Raw genomic sequence first — 26555 nt, forward strand, 5'->3', positions numbered from 1 at the left:
CCAATGTGCAATACGAAGTTTGGGATGCGTTAACCGGGGCTTTAATTGCTAGTACCAGTACAGGAGATATAACTCTGCCCAATGTTTGGATTAAAAAAAGCTTGACGTTTACGGCAACAACGACTGATATTTTCCTGGTTTTGCGGAACATCAATCCGGGTGGGAATGGTAATGATTTAGGCATTGATGACATAAGCTTTGGCATAGCAACAGATCTAGGCGATGCACCAGATAGTTATCTCACTACATTGGGCAACAGTGGTGCTTGTCATATAACAGTTCAGGGCCTCAAAATAGGGTCTTTAATAGATTCTGAGTTAAATGGTATTCCGGCCACCGCCGGGTCTAATGCAATCGGTGATGATCTGGACAATACAGATGACGAAGATGGCGTTGTCTTCAACACACTTTGCACAGGCAACAGTAGCTATTCGGTTACAGTAAATATCACAAATACTGTAATTCCCTCGGCCCGGCTGATCGGCTGGGTCGACTTCAACCGCAACGGCACGTTCGAAGCGTCGGAAGGGACAACCGTGGCCGCTAGCAATTCCGGCAGTTACACGCTGACGTGGACGGGCCTGAGCGGTCTGGTGGCGGGAACGACCTACGCCCGGATTCGACTAACGAGCGACGGCAGCATCTCGACCAACACCCCCGGCGGTTCTGCTGCTGACGGCGAAGTCGAAGATTACCAGATCGTGATCAACCCCGGTGGCGGCACCATCACCGCCAGTGCCACCAGCCTGACCACCTGCTCGGGTTCACCGGTTTCTATCAGCTACACCACCGCCCCAACGGGCCAGCAAACCCAGTGGACCCGGATGCCGGGCAACCTGTCGGGGTTAGGTGACATCATCGACTATCCCACGGCGACCGGTACTACGCCCGTGAACTATACGTACACGGCTTCGATTTCAAATGCGTTTGGTTGCCCGAGCAATGTGGTCACCACCGTCGTCACCGTCAACCCCGTTCCCGTCATCACGCCCTCGGTCTGCTCCCAAACCATCTGTTCGGGCGAAACCGGAGCCATCACCTTCGTGAGCAGCGTTTCGGCCACCATCAACTGGCTACGGGTCGAAGACGGGGCCACCGGAACCGGTAACATCAGCACCTTATTCAATACCGCCGGAACGAACACCTACAAAATCTGGGGTGTTTCGGCTGCACCCGCTTCGTGTCCGTCGTCTACGACGATTACGTGTGTGATTGTAGTCAACCAATGTACCACGCCCTGTAACCTGACGCTGACGGCGTCGGCCAGTTCGACAGCGGTCTGCACCGGGCAAGCCATCAACCTGGCGTCTTCGGTGTCGGGCAATGCCGGGGCGGTCATCTACGCCTGGACCGGCCCCAACGGGTTTACGAGCAATGCCGCCAACCCCACGGTTCCGTCCGCGACCTCGGCCACGGCGGGAACCTACTTCCTGACGGTGAATGATCCAACGTCCGGCACCACCTGTAGCCGAACGGCTTCGGTCAATATCACGGTCGGTTCGCTCTATGTAGCCGCCAGCAGCAACAGCCCGGTCTGTACGACGGGTACGCTGTCGCTGTCCAGCCTGAGCGCCGGGGGCAGCGGTTCCTACACCTATGCGTGGACGGGGCCGAACGGTTTTGTGAGCGCGGTTCAGAATCCAACCCTGGCGCTGTCGACCACGGCCCAAAGCGGCTCTTACACGGTTGTGATCACCGACGCGGGGGGCTGCTCGGGAACGGCCACCACCTACGTCGCTGTGGGTGTCCAGCCCAATCTGACGATCAGCGGGGCACCGGGCCTAACGGTTTGTTCGGGTGCGACCTCTACCCTGAACGTGACGGGTGACAGCGGTTCAACCGTGACCTGGACCAACAGCATCGGCCAGAGCGGCACCGGCACAGCCATCAATTTTACCGGCATTCGCAACCTGAGCAGCCAGCCCCAGTCGGTCACCTTCGTGGTGACGGCGATGTCAGCCGCTTGTACCGATCAGGAAATTGTGGTGGTGACGGTTAATCCGGAACCGGTTTTGCGGGTGACGCCCAACGCGGCCGTCTACTGTAATCTGGAGCAGATCACGGTTTCGGCCACGGCGCTGCCGAACACGGCCACCATCAACTGGACGCGAACGCCTAACACGCCCAATCCGCCGGTTTCGAGTGGCAGTGGCACGGGTTCGGTAACCGTTCAGCAGACCTTGCCGGTCGGTGCCTACACCTATCAATTCACGGCAGTCGGTACCAACGGGTGTAGCAGCCAAACCGCCAGCGTGCCGGTGACGGTGCAGCAGTAGGACACGAACTAGAAACCGGCTGGTTTGTGTATCTTTGGCTATTGACACAAATTGGCGGTTAGCATGGAACTAATGGAACGAATTACGATAGACCCGGAAATCTGCCACGGAAAACCCGTTATTCGGGGATTGCGTTATCCGGTAGAAACGATGTTGGAATTGCTCACATCCGGTATGACGATTGAGCAGATTCTGGCCGATTACGAAGACCTGGAACGGGATGATTTGCTGGCGTGTCTGGCGTATGCCACCAGTATGGTAAAGACGAAGGACATTTATCGAATTGCATCCTGATGCGTTGGCTGGTTGATGCTCAATTACCCCGGCGATTAGCTTACTGGCTGAAAGAACAAGGGCATGATGCGCTTCACACGCTGGATTTATTGCATCAAAATCGAACGAGAGACCCGTTGATTTGTCAGATTGCCGACGAACAGCAACGGATTGTGGTGACGAAAGATACTGATTTTTGGGAAAGCCATTTGTTGAAGAAGACACCCCGAAAATTGCTTTTGCTGAAGACCGGGAATATGAATAATGATGCATTAGTGTCGCTGTTTGGAATCTGTCTGGCTCAGATAGAAAAATCGTTTGAGACGGCCACACTCCTTGAAATTACCAGAGAGGCTATTATTGTCCATCAGTAAATGGGTGTGATGCCGGGACCGAAAAGAGAAAAACGCGTATGAGTCAGGTATTAATAGATTGCGTGAACAAACAAATAATCAGTACGACCATGTGGTTACCTTCTACACCGATTCACCATCCCGGTTTACCCGCCACCGCTCACGGGCGGGGGTATGCCGACCCCACCAGAATGACGGTTGTTCCGCTTGCCACCAGTCGCTGGCGGGTGTGGACCTGGGTCGTAGGGTTGTTGTTGACAATGGCCTGGTCGCAACGGGTGCAGGCCCAGGCCACCATCACGATTCATAAAAAAGCGCAGTCGGAAACGGCAGGGCAGCAGTTTGGCTTTACCTCTACCATTCCCGGCGGTCTTAACTTTAACCTGACCGATAATGGTACGTACATTCCGGTTCAGGATGTGGGCGTTGGGAACAACAACCGCGTTTGGGTTACTTCAAAACCGGCTTCGGGAATCGATGGATTTGTATACTTCCGTACTCAGGGAAATACCAATTGGACAGGTACGACGATCTTCGCCAACCGGTTGGATGCGGATCAAAACGGAACGGCTTACATCGTTAACTCCATCGGCGATATCTATAGCACTCCGGATGGCGTTAATTTGACCCGGTTAGGAGGGCCTAATTTTGTTGATGTCGGGGCTTCAGCGGGCGCGTCTCAGTTTGTCTATGCTTTGGGGGGCAGTGGAGCCTGTAAAGATTTGTATTTTTACAATGGGGCTGGTTTTGTGCAAGTCCCCGGAGCTTGCGGGACCCGCTTGGATGTTGCCCCCGATGGAACGGTGTGGGTCGTTTATAACGGTACAATTTACCATTTGTCTATATCGGGGACATCCTTCACCATCATAGCCGATTATGCGGGTAACTACGGTGATGTGACGGTGGCGGCTGATGGGACGGTTTGGGCACTATCCCTGGCGCAAACCCTGCACCGGCTGGTTGGTGGCGTATTTGTCACGGACCCCAATGCGGAATTTAATGGCGGTATTTCGGCCGGTTCAGATGGTGATGCACCCTTTACCATTCACGTCGACCGATTATTCCAGCGAAATGAAGATATAACCTTTATTGACGATCACACCGTTAATACGGTGAATGCCAATACGGTTTCTTTCAATGTAGCACCGGGTACCTACACCGTTACGGAAAATTCTCCTCCCTCGTCCTGGCAATTAAGCAATATCGTAACCGCCGGTGGGTCATCCACTAAAGATCTGCCAAGCCGGACCGCCACCGTTACCGTTTTGGCCGGTCAAACGGCCTACGTTGAATTTGATAATGTATTTACCAATGCGACCCCGATCTCGAACAGTTGCGGATCTCCCTTTATCGAAACGTTTGGCACTTCCGGTACCACAGCCTATACGTTTGGTCCAGCCTTGCCCAATGGCTACACTTCTTACCACTACCTGGCCTCAGGACTCCCGGCGGGACATTATGGTCTCGTAAATCAAGAAAACCATACGCCGGGTGATCCAAACGGCTATATGATGACAATCAACGGCGGTTTTGGGCCGGATGAATTTTTTAGACGCCGATTTTCCGGCTTGGTGCCTGGGGCTACCTATTACCTTTCTCTGTATGCAAAAAGTATAAGTAATGCACCAATAAAGCCAAACATTATTCTGGAAGCCCGAAGAACCGATGGTACGCTGTTAACGTCTTTCACTTCCGGTGATATTACGTTTGATTTCCTGTGGCATAAATACCAACTGGAATTGGTGGCGGATGCGTCAGGAACGGTCGATTTTATCGTTCGTAACAATCAACAGGTGATCGGTACGGGCGGCAACGACATCGCTCTGGACGACATCACCGTCGGCGTCGGCTGCGATTTCGGCGATGCACCAAACACTTATCTCACTACCGTTGCCAGCAACGGGGCCTCTCACAAAGCAACCGCCAACCTGAAAATGGGCGCTTTGCTGGACATTGAAACCGATGGTATTGCCGGAACCGGTACGGGGGATGATGCAGACAATACCGACGATGAAGACGGGGTGGCATTCGGTACGCTTTGTACGGGCAACACCTCCTTTAGTGCCATCATCGCCAATGTCACCAACACCGTAGCGCCCTCGGCCCGGCTGATCGGCTGGGTCGACTTCAACCGCAACGGCACGTTCGAACCCTCGGAAGGAGCCACCATAGCCGCGGGCAGTTCGGGCAGTTATACGCTGACGTGGACGGGCCTGAGCGGTCTGGTGGCGGGAACGACCTACGCCCGGATTCGGCTGACGAGCGATGCCGCCGTTTCGGTTAACACCCCCGGGGGGGCGGCCAATGACGGCGAAGTCGAAGACTACCAGATCATTATCAACCCCGGTGGCGGTACGATAACCGCCAGTGCCACCAGCCTGACCACCTGCTCGGGAGATCTGGTTTCCATCAACTACACCACCAGCCCCGCGGGGCAAACCGTTCGCTGGGTGCGGATGCCGGGCAATGTCACCGCCCTCGGCAGCGTGAGCGAAGCCCTCAGTGCCACCGGCACGACGCCAACCTCCTATACCTATTCCGCCATTATTGCCGACATCTACGGTTGTCTGAGCAACGTGGCCACCACCATTGTCACCGTCAACCCCGTTCCCGTCATCACGCCCTCGGTCTGCTCCCAAACCATCTGTTCGGGCGAAACCGGGGCCATCACCTTCGTGAGCAGTGTTTCGGCCACCATCAACTGGCTGCGGGTCGAAGACGGGGCCACCGGCACCGGCAACATCAGCCAGCTCTTTGCCACCGCCGGAACCAACACCTACAAAATCTGGGGTGTCAGTGCGGCCCCGGCTTCGTGTCCGTCGTCTACCACCATTACGTGTGTGATTGTGGTCAATCAGTGTACCGATCCCTGTAGCCTGACGGTTACTGCGTCGGCCAGTTCGACGGCGGTTTGCGTGGGGCAGGTTGTAACCCTGGCGTCGACCGTAACGGGGAATCTGGGCGCAGTCACCTACGCTTGGATTGGACCGAACGGCTTCACCAGCAATGCCGCCAATCCGACCCTGCCAGCCGCGACCTCCGCCACTGCCGGAACGTACTCGGTTTTTGTCAGTGACCCAACGGCCAGCACCTCCTGCGTCCAAACGGCTTCGGTCAACATTAGTGTCGGTTCGTTGTCGGTATATGCCAGCAGCAACAGCCCGGTTTGTACGACGGGGAGCCTGTCACTGACCGGCCTGGCTTCTGGAGGAACCGGGCCCTATACCTATGCCTGGAGCGGACCAAACGGATTTGTGAGTGCGGTTCAGAATCCGACGGTTGCTTTGTCTACGACGGCGCAAAGCGGCTCGTATACCCTGGTAGCGCTCGACACCCAGGGTTGCTCAGGTGTAACGACGACCGCCGTGGTGGTAGCGGCTCAGCCAACCTTAGCCATTACGGGTTCACCGAGCCTGACCATCTGCTCGGGCCAATCCACGACGCTGAATGTGGGCGGCTCCAACGGTGCGCCGGTTTCGTGGACCAACAGCCTGGGGCAAACCGGAACGGGAACGACCATTACGTCGGGAACGCTGGTCAATGCCGGAACGGGGCCTCTTGTGGTGACGTACCGGATTTTAGCCCAAACCGGATCGTGTTCGGATGAAGAAATCGTACAGGTGGTGGTCAATCCGGAACCGCATTTGCGGGTGGTTCCCAATGCGTCGGTCATTTGTAACCTGGAACAAACCAATGTAACGGCCACGGCCTATCCGGCCACGGCGAGCATCACCTGGACGCGAACGCCCAACACGCCGAACCCACCCGCAGCGTCGGGCAGTGGCACGGGCAGTGTAACGATCAACCAGGTGTTGCCCCCGGCGACGTATATCTACACCTTCACCGCGACCAACGGCGGTTGCAGCAGCACACTGCCCGCCACCGTCGCGATTACGGTGCAACAGTAGTTTTCGCCCCGGTTTCGCCCCCAACCCCCTAAAGGCCGGGCGGCCGGTGCCGGGCTTCGGCATCCGGATTTTTAAAGCCCCCTTTAGGGGGTTGGGGGCGAAACCGGAGTTGGAAGCAAAACCGGAGGCAAAGACAGCAGACAGATCAAACGATACGAGTATGGGTTCGGTATCAGCATATTGCGTGAACAATCAAATAACTAGTACGACCATGTGGTTACCTTCTACAACGATCTCCCATTCAGGTACACCCTCAACCGGCAACGGATCGGGGCTGACTGATCCAACCGAACAGGAAGTATACGGGCTTGCAGCGTCTCGCTGGCGGGCTTGGTGGTTGGCACTGGGGCTTTTGATGGCGATGGCCTGGACTGAGCGGGTCACTGCACAGTCGACCATTATTATCGCCAAGAAAGCGCAGTCGGAAACCGCAGGACAGACTTTTGGGTTTACGTCCAACATTCCTGGTGTTACCACCTTCAACCTGACGGACAATGCCGCCTACATTCCCTTGCAGGATGTGGGCGTGGGCAACAATAATAAAGTCTGGGTGGTACAACGGCCCGCAACACCGGGTGCTACCGGGGCAGTTTACTCACGGGTGGCCGGTACCACGGCCTGGACAGCATTGGCCGGTGCCAACGCCAATCGGTTGGATGCGGATGCCTCGGGTACCGTCTACCTGGCAAGCAGTGGTCAGTTGTTTTCTTCGAGCGGTGGTGCGCTGACCAGTCACGGTGGAACGTCCATCGTCGATGTCGGCGTATCTGCCGGAGCGACGCAGCCGGTCTATGTGCTGGCCGGAGCCGGTCCCTGTTATACCTTATACCGCTATAACGGGGGTGGAACCTATACCGCCTTTACGGGAATCTGCGGTTCGCGTCTTGATGTGTCCAGCGATGGAACCGTCTGGATGCTTGGACAGGGCGGAACAGTGATTTATCAGATTGCCATATCGGGTACCACGGCTACCATTGCCGGAACCTATCCGGGAACCTACGCCGATATTACCGTAGCGGCTGATGGAACCGTCTGGGCATCTACGCTAACGCAGTCGTATCGAAAAACGGGAAGCTCGTTTGTCCTGGACCCCAACAGCGGGGGAACGGGCACCATGTTTGGCGGCATTTCCGCCGGTTCGGACGGTGATGCCCCGTTCTTAACCTACAATGCCGGTTATATTCCGACCTATACCTCCGAATCGGGAAGGTTGGTGCAGCGAACCGAAAACGGAACCTGGCTTGACGACCATGCGGTGAATGTCACCAATGGAAATACGGTTATTTATAATGTCGCTCCCGGCACCTACACCATTACCGAAAATAGTCCGCCCTCTCCCTGGCAATTGACCAATATCACGACTTCCGGTGGAACGGTTTCTGCTGATATATCCACACGAACGGCCACCGTTACGGTGTCGGCCGGCCAAACCAGCTACATTGAATTTGATAATGCGAACATCATCAACTCGGTGGTTTCCAATTCTTGTGGTGCTCCCTATGTCGAGACGTTTGGGGCTGCCGGTACGACGGTCAGCACCTTCGGCGCAGCCCTGCCCAATGGCTATACCTCTTATCACTACGATGGTTCAGGAACCAGTGCGGCCTATGGTGCCGGACAATATTCCATTGTGAATAACGCTGGAAAAATTTTTATCGCAGATGCCAGCTATGAGGATCATACTCCCGGCGATATCGGGGGAAATTTCATGTTCATCAATGGTGGTTTTGCAAAAGATGAGTTTTTTCGACGCCGGTTTTCCGGTTTGGCACCCGGCGTTACCTATTTTCTTTCAATTTATGCAATGGGTTTCAATGCCAACACGGTATTGCCAAATCTGCTGCTGGAAGCCCGTAAAACCGATGGAACGCTGATCGGATCCACCACCACGGGCGACATCCCACTCATCAATGGGAGAGGAGCCTGGCAAAAATTTCAATTGCAGTTTACGGCGGATGCGTCCGGCATTGCCGACTTTATTGTTCGGAATAACCAACAACTAGCCGGTATTTACGGCAATGATCTGGCCATCGACGACATTACCATCGGGGTGGGCTGTGATTTTGGCGACGCGCCGGATACCTATAAAACCACCATTGCCAACGGTGGTCCGTCTCACAAAGGATCGGCCAGCCTGCGAATGGGCTCCTTGATCGATATTGAAACCGACGGTTTTCCCAGTACAGCCAACGGCGATAACCTGGACAATACCGACGACGAAGACGCCGTGTCGTTCGGAGTTCTATGTACCGCCACCACCAGCCTGACGGCGCTGGTGGTCAATGTGAATAATACTGGAGCCCCAACAGCCCGGATTATTGGCTGGATCGACTTTAACCAGAACGGGGTTTTCGATCCCTCCGAAGGCACGACCGTGGCCGCGGGCAGTGGCGGAAATTATACCCTGACCTGGACCGGCATCACTGGTTTGGTAGCCGGAACGACCTACGCCCGGATTCGACTGACGAGTGACCCGGCCATCACCGTCAATACGCCCGGCGGTTCGGCCAATGACGGGGAAGTGGAAGACTATCAGATTGTGATCAATCCCGGTGGGGGCACCATCACAGCCAGCCCGACCGCCCTGACGACCTGTTCGGGAGATCCGGTTTCCATTAACTACACGACCTCCCCGGTCGGACAAAATGTCCAATGGGTGCGGATGCCCGGAAACATCACCGGTGGGATGGGAGTCGTTGACAGCCCAACCGCCACTGGTACCACCCCTGTCAGCTACACCTATACGGCCATTATTGCCGACATCTACGGTTGTCCGAGCAACGTGGCCACTACCATTGTCACCGTCAACCCCGTCCCCGTCATCACGCCCTCGGTCTGTTCCCAAACCATCTGTTCGGGCCAAACCGGGGCCATCACCTTTACTTCTTCCGTGTCGGCCACCATCAACTGGCTGCGGGTCGAAGACGGGGCCACCGGCACCGGCGACATCAGCCAACTCTTTGCCACCGCCGGAACATTTACCTATAAAATCTGGGGTGTCAGTGCGGCCCCCGCTTCTTGTCCGTCGTCCACCACCATCACCTGTACGATTGTGGTCAACAACTGCTGTAGCCTGACAGTCACGGCTTCGGCCAGCCAAACCGCCGTTTGCGTGGGGCAGGCCGTCACCCTGGCGACTTCCATTTCGGGCAATGCCGGGGCGGTGACCTACTTCTGGACGGGGCCGAACGGTTTCACCAGCAATGCCGCCAACCCGACCCTGCCAGCGGCCACCACGGCCACGGCGGGCATGTACACGGTTTTTGTCACTGATCCCACGGCCAGCACCTCCTGTGTCAAAACCGCTACAGTTACGCTCAATGTGGGGTCGCTTTATGTAGCCGCCAGCAGCAACAGCCCGGTCTGTACGACGGGTAGCCTGTCATTGACGGGTATTGCCGCCGGTGGGAATGGTTCTTACACCTTCTCCTGGACGGGACCGAACGGATTTGTGAGTGCGGTTCAGAATCCGACGCTCGCGCTGTCGACCACGGCCCAGAGCGGGAACTACAACTTGCTGGTGACCGATACCCAGGGATGTTCAGGAACTGCGACAACAACTGTGACCGTTGCCACGCAACCCAGTCTAAGTATTACAGCCGGTTCTGGTTTGACGATCTGCTCGGGTCAAAGTACAACGCTGAATGTGGCGGGTTCGAACGGCGCGCCGGTTTCGTGGACCAACAGCCTGGGACAAACCGGAACGGGAACGACCATTACGTCGGGAACACTGGTCAATGCCGGGACGGCTCCGATGGTGGTGACCTACGTCATTTCGGCCAGTACGGCTTCGTGTTCGGATGTAGAAATCGTGCAGGTGGTGGTCAATCCGGAACCGGTTTTGCAAGTGGTCCCGAATGCGTCGATCATCTGTAACCTGGAGCAAACCAATGTAACCGCCACGGCTTATCCGGCCACGGCGAGCATCACCTGGACGCGAACGCCCACCACGCCGAATCCGCCCGCAGCGTCGGGCAGTGGCACGGGCAGTGTAACGATCAACCAGGTGTTGCCCCCGGCAACGTATACCTACACCTTCACCGCGACCAACGGCGGTTGCAGCAGCACGCTGCCCGCGACGGTGGCGATTACGGTGCAGCCGTAGAGAAGCCAATGGATTCGCCCCCAACCCCCTAAAGGGGGCTTTGGACATGGAGTGAATCGGACATAAACGTTGTCCAAAGCCCCCTTTAGGGGGTTGGGGGCGAATCCGGGGCGAAACGTAGGTTGGGAATAAAACCGGGGTTGGGGGCGAATCCGGGGCGAAACGAGGGGCAACCGGGTACCAAAGACAGCAGACAGATCAAACGATACGAGTATGGGTTCGGTATTAGCATATTGCGTGAACAATCAAATAATCAGTACGACCATGTGGTTACCTTCTACAACGATCTCCCATCCAGGCACATCCCCAACCGGCAGCGGGCGGGGGCTGACCGACCCGACTTTACCGAAAGCCCACGGCCCTTCCGCCGGTCGCTGGCGGGTCTGGATCGTATTCCTGGGACTACTGGTTACGACGGTCTGGTCGCAGCGGGTGCAGGCGCAAGCGACGATAACCATTGCCAAGAAATCTCAGTCGGAAACGGGGCAGCAGTTTGGCTTTACGTCTGACATTCCGGGGGGGAGTTCTTTTAACCTGACGGATAATGCGGGATTTATTCCGGTGCAAGATGTGGGAGTGGGCAATAACAATACCGTTTGGGTCAGTACCGGCACCGCTGGTACGAACGGACAAATTTATTACCGAACAGCGGGTAGTACCGTCTGGACAGCGGCCGCCGGTTTAGCAACCAGGATAGATGCAGACCAAAATGGCCAAGCTTTCTTTGTCAATTCCTTTGGGACTCTGTTTGGAGGAAATAGTCCGTTTTTTGCCTTAGGAAATGGTGGATTTGTGGATGTTGGTGTTTCCGCAGGGGCTACTCAGCCGGTTTATGTGTTAGCTGGAACTGGTTGTGGGTCTTTACAAAGATATAGTGGCGGTGTTTTCCAACCAATTTCAGGAGCATGCGGAAATAGCCTGGATGTAGCACCGGATGGAACCATTTGGATTATAAATGCCGGTGGTCTGTACCATCTTTCAATCTCAGGAACAACCGCTACAGTTATTGCTAATTTTCCAGGTAATTATTCTGATGTTACGGTAGCTGCAGATGGAACCGTTTGGGTATTACAATCAAATGGCTTACTCTATCGCTTAGTAGGTAGCACACTCACAAAATCAGAAAATGGTGCGGAATTTATAGTGTTTGCTTTATCAGCCGGTTCAGACGGTGATACACCTTATACTGTTCAATATCAGGGGCGTTTATTTCAGCGGAATGAAAATGATACGTATATTAACGATCACACCGTAAATATCGTTAACGACAATACGGTATCTTATAACGTTGCGCCCGGTACATATACTATTACCGAAAATGTTCCGCCATCGCCTTGGCAGCTAACTAGCATCAGTACGGCTGGAGGTATACCTTCGATTAATTTGTCAGCCCGCACAGTAACTATCACTGTAACCGCAGGGCAAACGGCGTATGTAGAGTTCGATAATGCCTTTATTGATACACCAACTCCTGTAGCCAACTCGTGTGGAACTCCCTACGTCGAGACATTTGGGGCAGGGGGTACCGCCTTTGGGCCTGTTTTGCCAAATGGGTATACGTCCTACCACAACAGTTCTCAAATAGGTGCGGGATACTATGCTCTGTATAATACTTTAAATGGTATTTTTGGACTTGACGCCACCAAAATTGACCATACCCCTGGTGATACAGGTGGCTACATGATGGTGATCAACGGGGGCTATGGACAGGATGAATTTTTTCGTCGCCGGTTTTCTGGCTTGGTTCCTGGTGCAACCTATTATCTGTCTTTGTATGCCACAAGTATCACCAACACGGTAATATCGCCCAACCTCATCCTTGAGACACGCAAAACAGATGGAACTTTACTGGCTTCTGAGACAACCGGTGATATACCCTACAATGGCGTCGTCTGGCAAAAATACCAATTAGAGTTTACCGCAGACGGTTCTGGGACTATTGATTTTATCGTTCGAAATAATCAACAATTACCGGGAACAGATGGCAACGACATCGCCATCGATGACATCACCATCGGCGTCGGCTGTGACTTCGGCGATGCCCCCGATACCTACAAAACCACCCTGGCGAATGGTGGCCCTTCCCACAAAGGATCGGCGAATCTCCGCATGGGAACACTGCTCGACATTGAAACCGACGGTTTTCCCAGCACCGCTAACGGCGACAACCTCGACAACATTAACGACGAAGATGCCGTAACGTTTGGTGTTCTCTGTACCGCTACCACCAGCCTGACGGCTTTAGTGGTCAACGTGAACAACCCCGGTGCCCCCACGGCACGGATTATCGGCTGGATCGACTTCAACCAAAACGGTATTTTTGAAACCTCGGAAGGGGCCACCATAGCCGCTGGTAGCTCGGGCAGTTACACCCTGACCTGGACGGGTATTACCGGTTTGGTGCCGGGAACCACCTATGCCCGTGTCCGGCTTACGAGTGACCCGACCATTACGGTTGCCACGCCAGGCGGTTCGGCGAGCGACGGCGAAGTGGAAGATTACCAGATCGTGATCAACCCCGGTGGCGGCACCATCACGGCCAACCCCACCGCCCTGACCATTTGCTCGGGGCAGCCCGTGTCGGTTTCCTACACCACCGCACCGGCTGGACAAACCGTTCAATGGGTGCGGATGCCCGGAAACATCACCGGGGCCGGAGACTTCATCAACTTCCCCACAGCCACCGGCTCCACGCCCGTCAGCTACACCTACACGGCGGTTATTCCCAGCGTGTTCGGTTGCCCGAGCAATGTAGCCACCACCGTCGTCACGGTCAACCCCGTTCCTGAAATCACGCCCTCAGTCTGTTCCCAAACCATCTGTTCGGGCGAAACCGGGGCCATCACCTTTGTCAGCAGCATTCCCGGCAGCACCATCAACTGGCTGCGCGTGGAAGATGGGGCCACCGGAACCGGTGACATCAGCCAACTCTTTGCCACCGCCGGCACCAACACCTACAAGATCTGGGGCGTCAGTGCGGCCCCGGCTTCCTGTCCGTCGTCCACGACTATTACCTGTACGATTGTGGTCAACAACTGCTGTAGCCTGACGGTTACGGCGTCGGCCAGCCAAACCGCCGTTTGCGTGGGGCAGGCCGTCACGCTGGCGACTTCCATTTCGGGCAATGCCGGTACGGTCACCTACGCCTGGAGCGGCCCCAACGGGTTCACCAGCAATGTTGCCAACCCGACCCTGCCAGCCGCCACCTCGGCCACGGCGGGCATCTATACCGTGACCGTCTCCGACCCCACGGCCAGTACGTCCTGCGTCAAAACCGCTTCGGTCAACCTGACAGTCGGGTCGCTTTATGTAGCCGCGACCAGTAACAGCCCGGTTTGTACGACGGGAAGCCTGTCGCTGACGGGCATAGCCGCCGGAGGATCAGGCTCCTACACCTACGCCTGGACAGGACCAAACGGTTTCGTGAGTGCGGTTCAGAACCCCACCGTCGCGCTGTCGACCACGGCCCAGAGCGGGAATTACAACCTGCTGGTGACCGATACCCAGGGTTGTTCGGGAACGGCGACCACCGCCGTGGTGGTGGCAACCCAGCCGACACTCAGCGTGACTGGTTCACCCAGCCAGACGATCTGCTCGGGACAATCCACGACGCTGATTGTCGCGGGTTCGAACGGTGCGCCGGTTTCGTGGACCAACAGCCTGGGGCAAACCGGCACGGGAACAACCATTACGTCGGGCACGCTGGTGAATGCCGGGACAGTGCCGATGGTGGTGACCTACCGGATTCGGGCCAGCACCGGATCATGTTCGGATGAAGAAATCGTACAGGTGGTGGTCAACCCGGAACCGCGTTTGCAGGTGGTCCCGAACGCGTCGATCATCTGTAACCTGGAACAAACCAACATAACCGCCACGGCCAATCCGGCCACGGCGAGCATCACCTGGACCCGAACGCCCAACACGCCCAACCCACCCGCAGCGTCGGGTAGTGGCACGGGCAGTGTAACGATCAACCAGGTGTTGCCCCCGGCGACGTATACCTACACCTTCACCGCGACCAACGGCGGTTGCAGCAGCACGCTGCCAGCCTCCGTCGCGATTACGGTGCAGCAGTAGTTTTCGCCCCTTGCCCCGGATTTGCCCCCAACCCCCTAAAGGGGGCTTTCAAAATCCGGATGCAGAAGCCCCCTTTAGGGGGTTGGGGGCGAATCCGGGGCGAAACGAAGGTTGGGAGTAGAACCGGACATAAGCGTCGTCAGCCCGGCACCGGCCGCCCGGCCTTTAGGGTGTTGGGGGCAAAACCGGGGCAAGGGCAGACCAGAGCAAACGAAGGTTGGGGCCAAACCGGGCTTGGGGGCAGAAACCAGTCGAAAGAGCAGACGTAAACTAAAAAGAAGAAGCCCATGGCGACCGACATGTTTTATGGAGCAACACCTGAGCTATTTCGGAAAGCGGATGAACTAAGGAGAATGTTGACACCGGCCGAAAAAATAGTTTGGAAGGCTTTGAGAGCCAATCAACTGGAGGGCTTTCGGTTTAAATCACAGCATCCGTTGAGCCATTTTATTGCTGATTTTTATAGTCATAAGGCCCGGTTGGTTGTCGAAATCGATGGGGGCATACACCAGGAAAGAGAGCAGATGGAATACGATAAAGGGCGCACCCGATTGATGGAAGAGTTGGGAATCACCGTGCTACGGTTTAGCAACGAAGATGTATTTCACCATCTGCCCTCGGTGCTGGATCGAATTAGAAGTTTTTTACGGGTAAGGCAACCGGATTTGTCTCCGGATTTGGCCCCAAGCCCGGATTTGCTCCTTGCGCCGGATTCGCCCCCAACCCCCTAAAGGGGGCTTTGGACATGGAGTAAAACCGGACATAAGCGTTGTCCAAAGCCCCCTTTAGGGGGTTGGGGGCGAATCCGGGGCGAAACGAAGATTGGAAATAAAACCGGGCATAAGCGTTGCCCCCAACCCCCTGAAGGCCGGGCGGCCGGTGCCGGGCTTTAAGAATCCGGATGCAGAAGCCCCCTTTAGGGGGTTGGGGGCGAAACCGGGGCGAAACCAAGATTGGGGGCAAACCTGAAGCAAAACCGGGGCAAGAATAGCAGCAGACAGATCAAACGATACGAGTATGGGTTCGGTATCAGAATATTGCGTGAACAATCAAATAATCAGTACGACCATGTGGTTACCTTCTACAACGATCTCTCATCCAGCTATACCCTCAACCGGTAGTGGCCGGGGTTTAACCGACCCAATCCTGCCGAAAGTACACGGGTCTTCCGCCGGTCGCTGGCGGGAGTGGGTCGTACTCATCGGGTTTTTGTTCACCCTGATCGGGGCGCAGCAAGTGCAGGCCCAGGCTACCATTACCATTGCCAAGAAGTCTCAGTCCGAAACGGGGCAGCAGTTTGGCTTTACGTCCGATATTCCCGGTGGGAGTTCTTTCAATTTGACGGATAATGCGGCTTTTGTCGCATTGCAGGATGTGGGGGTGGGGCAAAGCAATACGGTTTGGGCCATTGCAAGTGTGGTTGGGGGAAATGGAATCACTCCCGGGATTAATGGACAAGTTTATTATCGAACACCCGGTAATACTGTTTGGACTGCGGCCCCCGGAACGGCAGTGCGCGTGGACGCTAACCAATTTGGGACTGGCTATGTAGTGACTGTGAATGGAGATCTTTTTCAATGGAGCGGGTCAGCATTCACGGCAATCACAGGTGTCACGGGTATTGTTGATGTTGGCGTATCGGCAGGTGCCGTTCAACCTCTTTGGGTATTAGCAGGCGGTGTTCCTGGTTTTTCAGGCTGTGGTAATTTATATAAGCACAACGGAGGAAGTAGTTTTACCGTAATTCCAGGCATATGCGGTTATCACCTGGATGTAGATCCTGACGGTTCACTGTGGATAGTTGGTGGTGATAATCGGATTTATCATATTTCTGTATCTGGTACGGCAATAACTACTCTGGGTACTTATCCGGCCGATTTTTCAGATGTTACCGTCGCGGCTGATGGAGCAGTGTGGGCATCCAAAGTATCTCCTGATGGAAAACTTTACCGTTTCACCGGTGGGTCATTTGTTGCAGATCCTAACGGTGGTGAAATCGTCGGTGGTATTTCTGCGGGCTCGGATGGCGACACACCTTACATAATTCAGTGGTCAGGGCGGTTATTCCAACGTAATGAAAACGGTACATTCATTGATGATCATACCATTAATACTACTAACGATAATACGGTTTCGTATAATGTCCCCCCCGGTACCTATACCATTACTGAAAACAGTCCTCCTTCTCCCTGGCAGTTGACTAGTATTGTCACTGCCGGAGGAACAGCCGTTCCTGACCTCGCTGGACGAACGGTGACCATTACAGTAACAGCGGGGCAAGCAGGTTATGTTGAATTTAATAATGCGAATGTACTTTCCAATGTAGTTTCCAACGCCTGTGGAGCTCCCTATGTTGAGACATTTGGGGCCGCTGGTACGACCACGCCTACTGTTGGCACCCAGTTGCCCAATGGCTATACAAATTACCATTACATTAATCCAGGTACGCAGGTTATTAGTGCTGGTAATTACACGATTATAAATGATTTTAGCACTATCCCTTATTTAAATTATCCCATTATTGATCATACTCCGGGCGATGTAGGAGGGCATATGATGGTCATTAATGCTGGATATGGGCAGGACGAATTTTTCCGACGCCGGTTCTCAGGTTTGGTTCCCGGAGCGACCTATTTTCTCTCTTTATGGGCTCTAAGCTGGAGTGACTTGCCGGTTAAACCTAATTTATTGTTAGACGCCCGAAAAACGGACGGAACGCTGTTAGCTTCCAGCACTTCTGGTGACATTCCGTTTGATGGATTTCAATGGCGTAAATATCAATTGGAGTTTACCGCCGATGCATCGGGAACCATTGATTTTATTGTTCGAAATAATCAACAGTTACCCGGTACCAGCGGCAACGACATCGCCATCGACGACATCACCATCGGTGTCGGCTGCGATTTCGGCGATGCGCCCGATACCTATAAAACCAGCCTCGCCAGCGGTGGCCCTTCCCACAAAGGATCGGCCAACCTCCGCATGGGAACACTGCTCGACATTGAAACCGACGGTTTTCCCAGCACCGCCAACGGCGACAACCTCGACAACATTAATGACGAAGACGCCGTAACGTTTGGCGTTCTGTGTACGGCCACCACCAGCCTGACCGCCCTGGTAGTCGATGTCAACAACACCGGTTCGCCCTCCGCCCGTCTCATCGGCTGGATCGACTTCAACCAGAACGGCACGTTCGAAGCCTCGGAAGGCGTGTCGATCCCTGCGGGGACGGCAGGTAATTATACCCTGACCTGGACGGGCATCAGCGGTTTGGTGCCGGGTACGACCTACGCCCGCGTGCGGCTCACGAGCGACCCGAGCATCACGGTCAACACGCCCGGCGGTTCGGCGGCTGACGGCGAAGTGGAAGATTACCAGATTGTGATCAACCCCGGTGGCGGCACCATCACGGCCAACCCCACCGCCCTGACCGTCTGTTCGGGCGCACCGGTTTCGGTTTCCTACACCACCGCCCCGACCGGACAGGTGGTGCAGTGGGTGCGGATGCCGGGTGGCCTCACGGGTGCCGGTGATTTCACGGATTACCCCACGGCCACGGGTTCTACCCCGGTCAGCTATACCTATACCGCCGTGATCCCGAGCATCTACGGTTGCCCGAGCAACATTGCCACCACCGTGGTGCTGGTGAATCCCGTACCGGTCATCACGCCCTCGGTCTGTTCGCAAACCATTTGCGTCGGGCAAACGGGGGCCATCACCTTTGTGAGCAGTGTTACCGGCACGACGGTCAACTGGCTGCGGGTCGAAGACGGAGCCACCGGAACCGGCGACATCAGCCAGCTTTTCACCACTGCCGGAACCTACACCTACAAAATCTGGGGCGTCAGTTCGCCCCCGGCAACGTGTCCGTCGTCCACCACCATCACCTGTACGATTGTGGTCAATCCGACTTCGCTTTCCGAGAACAAAACCCTCGCCATCTGCAACAACGTCACCGTCGATCTGGCCACCTATTTCCCCGCCGGAGGGTCCTTCTCGGCCCTCAGCGGGTCGCTGACCGGCACCATCTTCAGTGGCATTGCCTCCGGCGTCGGTTCCTACACGGTGGCCTACACGCCGGGTGATGTGTGTTCGGCTCCCGCGCTGGCGGTCATCGTCGTGCGGGATTGTACCCCGCCACCCTGTAATTACCCAATCAGTGCGGGTAAAATCGATGCGACCTGCGGCAACAGCGACGGAACCGCGTCGGTTTCCATCGGTGGACTTCCGGCGGGAGCCACCACCGGTTTTGCCTGGAGCAACGGAAAAACCGGCCCGAACATCACCGGTCTGGCGGCTGGCGTCTACAGCGTGACGGCCACCATCACCACCGCCAACGGGGCCTGTACGGTGATCGACAGCGTGCAGGTGAATGACATCGGTGCGCCCATCGGCGAAATCGACCTGATCACTTCCGCCGACTGTCTGGGCAACAACGGTGCCGTCGCCATCGACATCACCACCGGCACCGGACCTTTCACGATTTCCTGGACGGGAGCCGCCACCGGCTCGCTGCCCGGTGCCACCCTGGGTGTGACCACGATTCCGAATCTGGCCCCCGGTTCCTACATCTTTAAAATTACCAGTAGCAGCACCAATACCGCCTGTTCTTCCTACCTGCCGATCACGATTCCGAAAGACGACAGCGACCGCATTAGCGTGACGGCCACCCCCACCAATGCCACGGCCTGCGGTTCGTTCTCGGGCAGCATCGTCATGACGGCCATTCCGGCGGTGGGCGTAACGGGACCCTTCTCGTATTCCCTCAACGGCGTGGAGATGGGCGTTTCGGCCAACACGAGCTTCACCGTTACGGGTTTGAAAGCCGGGGTATATACCGTGGGCGTTAGCTCGGCGGGTGGTTGTTCTTCGGCCGAAATTCCGGTAACGATCCTCGAAACCGGTGCGCCAGCCATCACCGGCTGGACGGTGGTCAATCCGGTTTGCCCCGCCGACAAAGGCCAGTTGGTCTTTGCGGGTGGTCAGGCCACCGCCACCTTCCTGGTTCGGGAAGTCACGACGGGTGCCATTGTCAGCCCGGTAGCGGGCATCAGTGGAGCCACGTCAACCACCCTGACCTTACCGGCAGGAACCTACAGCATCGAAAGCACGGCAACCTCATCGACCTGTACGTCCTTTACGACGGTGACCATCGTTGTGCCGGAAGGATTGAAATTCAACGTCGAATACACGAAAGTGACCTGCGCGCCGGGTGGCGTAGCCAACAACGACGGCACGGTTTCGGTCGTTCAAATCATGGGCGGCACCAGCCCGTATTCGACCACGCTGACCAACGCGCAGAATCAGGTGATTGCGCCCTCGTCGCCGGGCGTGTATACTAACCTGGCACCGGGCGTCTACAACGTCAAAGTATTCGATTCGAAAGGGTGTTCGGGTGTTGAAAGCATCTTCGTCACCGTACCCAACTGCGAGCAGCTTTGCCCGGTTATTCCCATGAATACCTTCGTGGTGGATGCCAATTGCGGAGCTTCCGATGGGCGGGCCGTGGCGCAACTCGGTACCTACAGTGAGAATGACGTCGATTACCAGTGGAGCAATAATTTCTCCGGCAAAAATACCAACGGTTTAGCATCCGGGGTCTACTCGGTCACGGCCACGGTGTTGACCGGCACCTTCGCGGGTTGCCCCTACGTCGAAATGGTCAACGTCAACGACATCGGCGGGCCGGTATTTGAAAGCCGGATCATCAACCCGTCAAGCTGTACGGGTGCCACCGGTTCGGTTTCGTTCAGCGTCACCAGCGGCACGGGGCCGTATGTGGTGTCGTGGACCGGCCCGAGCAGCGGTTCTGCCAACCTTGGCAACACCGGTTCCGGCTTCTCATTCAACCGCACCGGTTTGGCGGCTGGCAACTACGTCTTCACGCTAACCGGCAGCACTTCGTCCTGCAAGAGTACGCAGGACGTCACGATCCCGGTTTCGTCGAGCAGCGCCATTACGCTGGCGGCTACGCCAAACACGGCATCGAGTTGCGGATCACAGGACGGTTCGATCAGCCTGACGGCGTCGGGCAGCGGTCCTAATTATACATTCTCCCTCAACGGCACGGCCTATACTTCCGTGTCCATCAATACCTTAACCATTCCGGGGTTACCGGCGGGCGTCTATACCGTCGGGGTGGTGAGTGGAGCCAACGGCTGCGAAACCGAACGGACGGTAACCATCGGCGAAACCGGGGCACCGGTGGTGTCGGGCTGGACGTCGCAGAGCGCGACCTGCCCCACCGATGACGGAACGCTGATTTTCGCCGGTGGGCAAGCGGCCAACGTAACCTACCGGGTGCTGCTCGGTTCGGGTGGAACGGTGATCACGACGGTTCCGGGGAATACCTCCGCCACCGTGAACGTACCGAAAGGCGTGTACGTGGTCGAACGGAAAGAAACGGTCGGCGGCAGTGTCTGTACCTCTTTCCAGAGCTTCACAATCAACGTACCGAACGGCATCGACTTCAACGTTCAGTACACGCCGGAATCCTGCGGACCCGGTGGTACGGGCAATGGCGACGGTACGCTGCAAGTGGTTCAGATCAACGGCGGAACACCGGGTTATACGGTGACCGTTACTGACATAACGACCGGGCTGGTGGCTTCGAACCTGCAAAACCTGGGTGGGGGCGATTACAAAGTCAGCGTGACCGACGCCAACGGCTGTCCGGGCAATGAAGACGCCCTCGTGACCGTACCGCCCTGTCAGATCAAATGTCCGGCTATGACGTTCGAAACGACGGTGATCGACAACGAATGCGGCAAAGTCAACGGTCAGGCCACGGCGAATCTGCTGGTGGTACCGGCCGGTGCCACGGCAACGTATTTGTGGAGCAACGGCGCCAACGGCCCGGTGGCTTCGGGACTGGCGGCTGGCACCTACTCGGTTACGGCCACGGTTTCTTCCGCCGACAATGTCTACAATGCCTGTAAATACATCGAAACCGTCAATGTAAACGACATCGGTGGCCCCATCCTGTCGCTGCAACTGGCCACAGCCGCCAGTTGTACGGCCGCCAACGGCAGCGCGGTACTGAACCTGAGCGGTACGGGACCCTTCACGATTTCGTGGACCGGCCCAACCACCGGGAACCAGACCCAGCCGAGTGCGGCCCCGGTGACGATCTCCGGTTTGAAATCCGGCAATTACGTCTTTACACTGACCGGCAACGGTACCTGTAAGTCCGTGCTGGACGTCACAATTCCGAGCAACAGCACCACGGTGATCAACGCCACGGCGGTAGCGACCAACGCTACGAGTTGCGGAGCCAACGACGGTCGCATCGTCATCACCGTAACCGGTGGGGTAGGGCCGTTCACCTACAGCCTGAACGGCTACATCGAAGGCGTGAGCAACGTCCGGACATTTACCCGCACGGGTCTGCCCGCTGGAACCTACCAGATTACGGTGACGGATGCCAACGGATGTTCGGTGACGAAAACCAACGTCATCATCAACCCCGTGGGCCAACCGGCCATCGCGGGCTGGACCAAAACGGACGCCAACTGTCCGGACGAAAACGGCACGATCCAGTACACCAATCCGGGAACGGATGCCGGTGCTACCTACGTCGTAACGATTGCCAACACGGCCACCATCATGGGTCAGGCGACGGCCGGAACGCCCCTGTCGCTGACGGTTCCGGGCGGTACCTACGTGATTACGAGAACCACCTCCACGTCCTGCGTATCGGTCACCACCATCACGGTGAACCAGCCGACGGGCATGGATTTCAATATTCAATACAAAAACCCGACTTGTCTGTCGCCCACCTCGGGAAGTCTGACGGTGGTGCAGCCATCGGGCGGAACGGGAACTGCGTATTCCTACACCATCACCGGTCCAACGGGCGTGGTGGGCAGTGGCGGCACGGCGGCCAATCTGGCACCGGGCAGCTACACGGTAACGATGGGCGACGGTCGAAGCTGTACGCTGAGCGACGTGGTGACCCTGACCAACGGCTCGAACCTGACGGTGGTCGCGGGAGCAACCCCGGCGGCTGTTTGTGCAGGCGGTTCGCTGGCACTCTCGTCTACGGTGACACCGGCCGGTTCCTACACCTTCGCGTGGAGCGGCCCCGGCGGTTTCACCAGCAACCTGCAAAATCCGACGGTTTCGAATGTGACGCTTGCGGGTAGCTACACCGTCGTGGTGACGGATGCCACCAATTGCGCAACGACAGCCGTTACGTCGGTGGTGAGCCTCTCGGTCTGTTGCGATCTGGCGGCTACGGCGGTTCCGACAGCCGTCACGAGTTGCGTCACGCCCAACAGCGGGGCCGTGGTCCTGACCTACACCGGTTCGCAGACCTACCAATACAGTGTGAATGGCGGTGCGTTCCAGAGTCTGGGAGCCAGTCCGTTCACGGTGCCGAACCTGGCCGCCGGAACGTATACGATAGTCGTTCAGGCGGTGGGTGACCCAAGCTGTATGCAGTCGCTGACGGCCACGGTCAACAGCCCGGTTCTGCCGACGGTACAGGCCACGAGCAACAGTCCGCTCTGCGCCGGAAGCACCATCGCGCTGGCGGCCACCGGCGGGTTTACGACATACGCCTGGAGCGGCCCCAACGGTTTTGTGAGCAACCAGCAGAACCCGACCATTCCGAACGCAACCACGATCACCAGTGGTACCTACAGTGTCACGGCGACAAATGCCGCCGGTTGTACGGCACTGGCATCGACCACGGTGACCATTGCGACGCAACCCAGTCTCAGCATTACCGCCGGTTCAGGTCTGACGATCTGCTCGGGCCAAAGCACCACGCTGGCGGTTTCGGGCGACGGCGGAGCGGCAGTCACCTGGGTGAACAGCCTGGGACAAAGCGGCACCGGCACCTCGATCGTCTTTGCCGGCATTGGCAACGTGAGTGGCCAGCCCGAAACCGTCACCTACGTGTTCTCGGCGAAAGCGGGCGATTGTTCGGATAGCAAAATCGTGACGCTGACCATCAACCCGGCCCCGGCCTTGCAGGTGGTTCCCCAGAACGCGGTGATTTGCGCCCTGGAAATGACCAACATCGTCGCCACAACGAATCCGGCGACCGCTACCATCAACTGGACGCGCACCCCGGCGGTGCCGACCCCGGCCAGTGGTACCGGAACCGGCAGTGTCACGGTGAACGAAGCCTTACCGGCAGGCAACTACACCTACAATTTCACGGCAACGCAGAATGGGTGTACGAGTCCGGTAGTAACGGTGCCGCTGACGGTGCAGAACTAATGCTGCCTCATATTCATGTGAGGTATGCTGAAAGCGAAGCTGTTTATTCAATTCCGGAGGGGGATTTGCTTCAGGGCGAATTGCCCCGGTCGAAAGAACGTCTCGTACTAGCCTGGATTGAGTTACGGAAGGAAGATTTGATGACAGATTGGTCTTTAGCCGTAAAAGGCGAACGCATTTATCCAATAGAACCTCTTAAATGAATACGGAAATGTTGCCAAGAGTGAAACAGGTGGAGCCAATGTCTGATTACAGGTTGTCACTATCTTTTACGAACGGAGAAAAAAGACAATTTGCGGTCAAGCCGTATCTAAACTATACCGTTTATCGATCGCTGGCACAGTGGGAAATCTTTAAGCAGGTAATGGTCTCAAATGGGACCGTTTGCTGGGGAAAAGATGGACACATCGACTTCGATCCCGATACGCTCTATCTGGAAAGTCAGATTGTTGCTGAATAACGCATCATCCGGTAGGGAAAGCCTATGGAAAATCAAGGATAAAAAATTTACGACTGTATATTAAAATTGCTTGTAAAAGCAAATAGTTCACTTGAAACCTTCACTCCTCATACTCCTTCTTCTGCTCGCCGGAAGGGCCGGTTTTGCCCAATCGGGCATGACGGTCTTTGGGGATTGTTACGTGCAGGAGAAGGCGTCGATGAGTGTGTTTGTGGAAAAACTAACGCTGGAGGCCGATGTGAACGGCGATGGAGAATTGATCATGGCAGGTCAGGAGAGCCAAACCATCGATGCCAAATCAAAGGCCGTCGATCACCTCGTCGTTCGGAATGCGAAGGGGGTGAAGGTAAAAGGCAACCTGACCGTCCGGAAATCGCTGACCATCGGGCAGGGGAATCTGGCGGTGCTGCCACAAGCCCAACTGACGGTTTTACCCGGCACCACCGTAACCCTGAGTGCGGGTTGCCACCTGATTCGGGTCGATGAGCAGTTGAAAACCAGGAAAGAGGCCGTGTCCCAAACCGCAAAACCGTTTCACCTGGTCTGTGAGGTGTCGGAAAGCACAGCAGGGCAAGAGGGACGCCGGGTTTGTAAAAGCAGCCATAAAAGCGCCATAGCCACGCTGGCCATTCGGTACGATTCGCCGGACCTGCAAGGCGCCATGCCACCGCCGTGGTAGGTTCCGGTTTTGCCCTCAATCGGGTTTCGCCCCCAACCCCCTAAAGGCCGGGCGGCCGGTGCCGGGCTTCTGCATCCGGATTTTTTAAGCCCCCTTTAGGGGGTTGGGGGCGAATCCGGGTTGGGGGCAAACCGGGCCGAAACCAAAAACCGGGTCAGTTGAAAACAACCCCCGAAAAACGAATCATAACCACCATTGAACAACACCATGAAGACCTCTATCAACCAAATGCTGGCCGTTCTGGCCCTCCTGATCTGTACCCTGACCGCGCAGGCGCAGGTGAAAATTGGCAACAATCCCACCTCCATCAACGGCGGCTCCCTGCTGGAACTGGAAGGCACGGACAAAGCCCTCCTGATGCCCCGCATCAGCCTGACCAACACCACCACCTGGGGCTTGGCCGGAACCCCGGCTGCGGGGATGCATGTGTACAATACGAACGTGGGAATTACCTCGACGAATGCCAAATACCCCACACTAGAGGCTTTTATTGGTGAATACTATTGGGATGGAACGGGCTGGGTAGCATTGGGTGGCTCACAAAGTGCCGATGTTGTGCTGCGGGTGGAGTTTGCCGGTTCTCAGACCGTGACGACTGGTGTTACGGTAAATTTTAACAGTACAAAATTTGATAAAGGGGCGCATTTTAGCTTGGCTACAGACAAGTTTACAGCACCTTCAGCAGGATTTTACCTGGTGAATTTCAATATCAATTGCGGTATTCCGGAACTGCTGGGTTATGCCACGGGCCGGTATGCACACCTGGTCGTGAATGGTACCAGTGATCGAATTCTGTTCAACGATGCGGTCGGTGCCGGTGCCGGTTTCGCCCGGACTACCCCGGCGTTGTTAAAATTAAATGCGGGTGATACGGTCTGGATTACCGCAGGGGATGCCGCCGGAGGAGGAGCTGGTGGCTGGCGGTTTGGAACGGCCATTCTGGAAATCACCAAATTGTCAAACTAGTCGTTTTCCGTTGCGGGCGGGTTTTATCCCAAAACCGCCCGCAACCAACGCCTTCCAACGGGTACGAAGGCAACACGTTCTTATTAATTCCCGAATCATGCACGGGCTTTTGTTGCCGTCGCTTTGCCCCTACATCCGTATCGACGGCCCGGCCCTAAAGGGGACTTGGACACCGAGCGGGAGTAATACGCTTCGTCCTAAGCATTGTCCAAGTCCCCTTTAGGGCCGGG

The 26555-nt window shown here is 56.3% G+C and carries 13 protein-coding genes; 12 read left to right on the forward strand and 1 reads right to left on the reverse strand.

Annotation, left to right across the window (positions count from 1 at the left end; translation table 11 throughout):
• Nucleotides 1-101 precede the first annotated feature (101 nt).
• From ACS5NO_RS29720 to ACS5NO_RS29740, 5 genes are all read left to right on the forward strand, one after another.
• Complete coding sequence (locus tag ACS5NO_RS29720) at nt 102-2276, forward strand: GEVED domain-containing protein (RefSeq protein ID WP_439418498.1); 2175 nt, start codon at nt 102-104, stop codon at nt 2274-2276.
• Nucleotides 2277-2348: 72 nt separating this feature from the next.
• Nucleotides 2349-2570 carry a DUF433 domain-containing protein gene (locus tag ACS5NO_RS29725; protein WP_439418499.1) on the forward strand — a complete coding sequence of 74 codons (222 nt, stop codon included), beginning with the start codon at nt 2349-2351 and terminating at the stop codon, nt 2568-2570.
• Nucleotides 2570-2923: a DUF5615 family PIN-like protein gene (locus ACS5NO_RS29730; RefSeq protein WP_439418500.1), complete on the forward strand. Its 354-nt coding sequence runs from the start codon at nt 2570-2572 to the stop codon at nt 2921-2923. The genes ACS5NO_RS29725 and ACS5NO_RS29730 overlap by 1 nt, the downstream gene beginning before the upstream one ends.
• Nucleotides 2924-3012: 89 nt before the next feature.
• On the forward strand, nt 3013-6810 hold the full coding sequence (locus ACS5NO_RS29735; protein WP_439418501.1) for a GEVED domain-containing protein: 3798 nt from the start codon (nt 3013-3015) through the stop codon (nt 6808-6810).
• Nucleotides 6811-7021: 211 nt separating this feature from the next.
• Nucleotides 7022-10915, forward strand: coding sequence for a beta strand repeat-containing protein (locus tag ACS5NO_RS29740; RefSeq protein WP_439418502.1), 3894 nt, complete (start codon nt 7022-7024; stop codon nt 10913-10915).
• 245 nt (nt 10916-11160) lie between these two features.
• Here ACS5NO_RS29740 and ACS5NO_RS29745 read toward each other — a convergent pair whose 3' ends face one another.
• Nucleotides 11161-11373, reverse strand: a complete 213-nt coding sequence (locus ACS5NO_RS29745; protein ID WP_439418503.1) for a hypothetical protein — start codon at nt 11371-11373, stop codon at nt 11161-11163.
• 1222 nt (nt 11374-12595) lie between these two features.
• On the opposite strand from ACS5NO_RS29745, the gene ACS5NO_RS29750 reads away from it, so the two are divergent.
• The 7 genes from ACS5NO_RS29750 to ACS5NO_RS29780 all read left to right on the forward strand — a co-directional run bounded on the left by ACS5NO_RS29750 (nt 12596) and on the right by ACS5NO_RS29780 (nt 26325).
• A complete protein-coding gene (locus ACS5NO_RS29750; protein WP_439418504.1) occupies nt 12596-14992 on the forward strand; it encodes a GEVED domain-containing protein in 2397 nt (798 codons plus the stop codon).
• A 287-nt stretch (nt 14993-15279) separates the two neighbouring features.
• A complete protein-coding gene (locus ACS5NO_RS29755) occupies nt 15280-15723 on the forward strand; it encodes an endonuclease domain-containing protein (RefSeq protein WP_439418505.1) in 444 nt (147 codons plus the stop codon).
• Nucleotides 15724-17773: 2050 nt separating this feature from the next.
• Nucleotides 17774-24220, forward strand: coding sequence for a beta strand repeat-containing protein (locus ACS5NO_RS29760; protein ID WP_439418506.1), 6447 nt, complete (start codon nt 17774-17776; stop codon nt 24218-24220).
• Complete coding sequence (locus ACS5NO_RS29765; RefSeq protein ID WP_439418507.1) at nt 24220-24423, forward strand: DUF4160 domain-containing protein; 204 nt, start codon at nt 24220-24222, stop codon at nt 24421-24423. Before ACS5NO_RS29760 ends, ACS5NO_RS29765 begins: the two co-directional genes overlap by 1 nt.
• A complete protein-coding gene (locus ACS5NO_RS29770) occupies nt 24420-24680 on the forward strand; it encodes a DUF2442 domain-containing protein (RefSeq protein WP_439418508.1) in 261 nt (86 codons plus the stop codon). The genes ACS5NO_RS29765 and ACS5NO_RS29770 overlap by 4 nt, the downstream gene beginning before the upstream one ends.
• A gap of 91 nt (nt 24681-24771) precedes the next feature.
• Nucleotides 24772-25359: a hypothetical protein gene (locus ACS5NO_RS29775; RefSeq protein WP_439418509.1), complete on the forward strand. Its 588-nt coding sequence runs from the start codon at nt 24772-24774 to the stop codon at nt 25357-25359.
• Between the two features lie 207 nt (nt 25360-25566).
• Nucleotides 25567-26325, forward strand: coding sequence for a phage tail-like protein (locus tag ACS5NO_RS29780; RefSeq protein WP_439418510.1), 759 nt, complete (start codon nt 25567-25569; stop codon nt 26323-26325).
• The last annotated feature ends 230 nt before the right edge of the window (nt 26326-26555 follow it).

It is taken from the genome of Larkinella fluvii (assembly GCF_051857545.1).
Lineage (GTDB): Bacteria > Bacteroidota > Bacteroidia > Cytophagales > Spirosomataceae > Larkinella.

Coding starts and splice junctions, on each gene's coding strand:
- ACS5NO_RS29725 (WP_439418499.1), top strand. CDS start 2,349: ATGGAACGAATTACGATAGACCCGGAAATCTGCCACGGAAAACCCGTT.
- ACS5NO_RS29730 (WP_439418500.1), top strand. CDS start 2,570: ATGCGTTGGCTGGTTGATGCTCAATTACCCCGGCGATTAGCTTACTGG.
- ACS5NO_RS29735 (WP_439418501.1), top strand. CDS start 3,013: ATGTGGTTACCTTCTACACCGATTCACCATCCCGGTTTACCCGCCACC.
- ACS5NO_RS29740 (WP_439418502.1), top strand. CDS start 7,022: ATGTGGTTACCTTCTACAACGATCTCCCATTCAGGTACACCCTCAACC.
- ACS5NO_RS29745 (WP_439418503.1), bottom strand. CDS start 11,373: ATGGTTATCGTCGCTTGCGCCTGCACCCGCTGCGACCAGACCGTCGTA.
- ACS5NO_RS29750 (WP_439418504.1), top strand. CDS start 12,596: ATGATGGTGATCAACGGGGGCTATGGACAGGATGAATTTTTTCGTCGC.
- ACS5NO_RS29755 (WP_439418505.1), top strand. CDS start 15,280: ATGGCGACCGACATGTTTTATGGAGCAACACCTGAGCTATTTCGGAAA.
- ACS5NO_RS29765 (WP_439418507.1), top strand. CDS start 24,220: ATGCTGCCTCATATTCATGTGAGGTATGCTGAAAGCGAAGCTGTTTAT.
- ACS5NO_RS29770 (WP_439418508.1), top strand. CDS start 24,420: ATGAATACGGAAATGTTGCCAAGAGTGAAACAGGTGGAGCCAATGTCT.
- ACS5NO_RS29780 (WP_439418510.1), top strand. CDS start 25,567: ATGAAGACCTCTATCAACCAAATGCTGGCCGTTCTGGCCCTCCTGATC.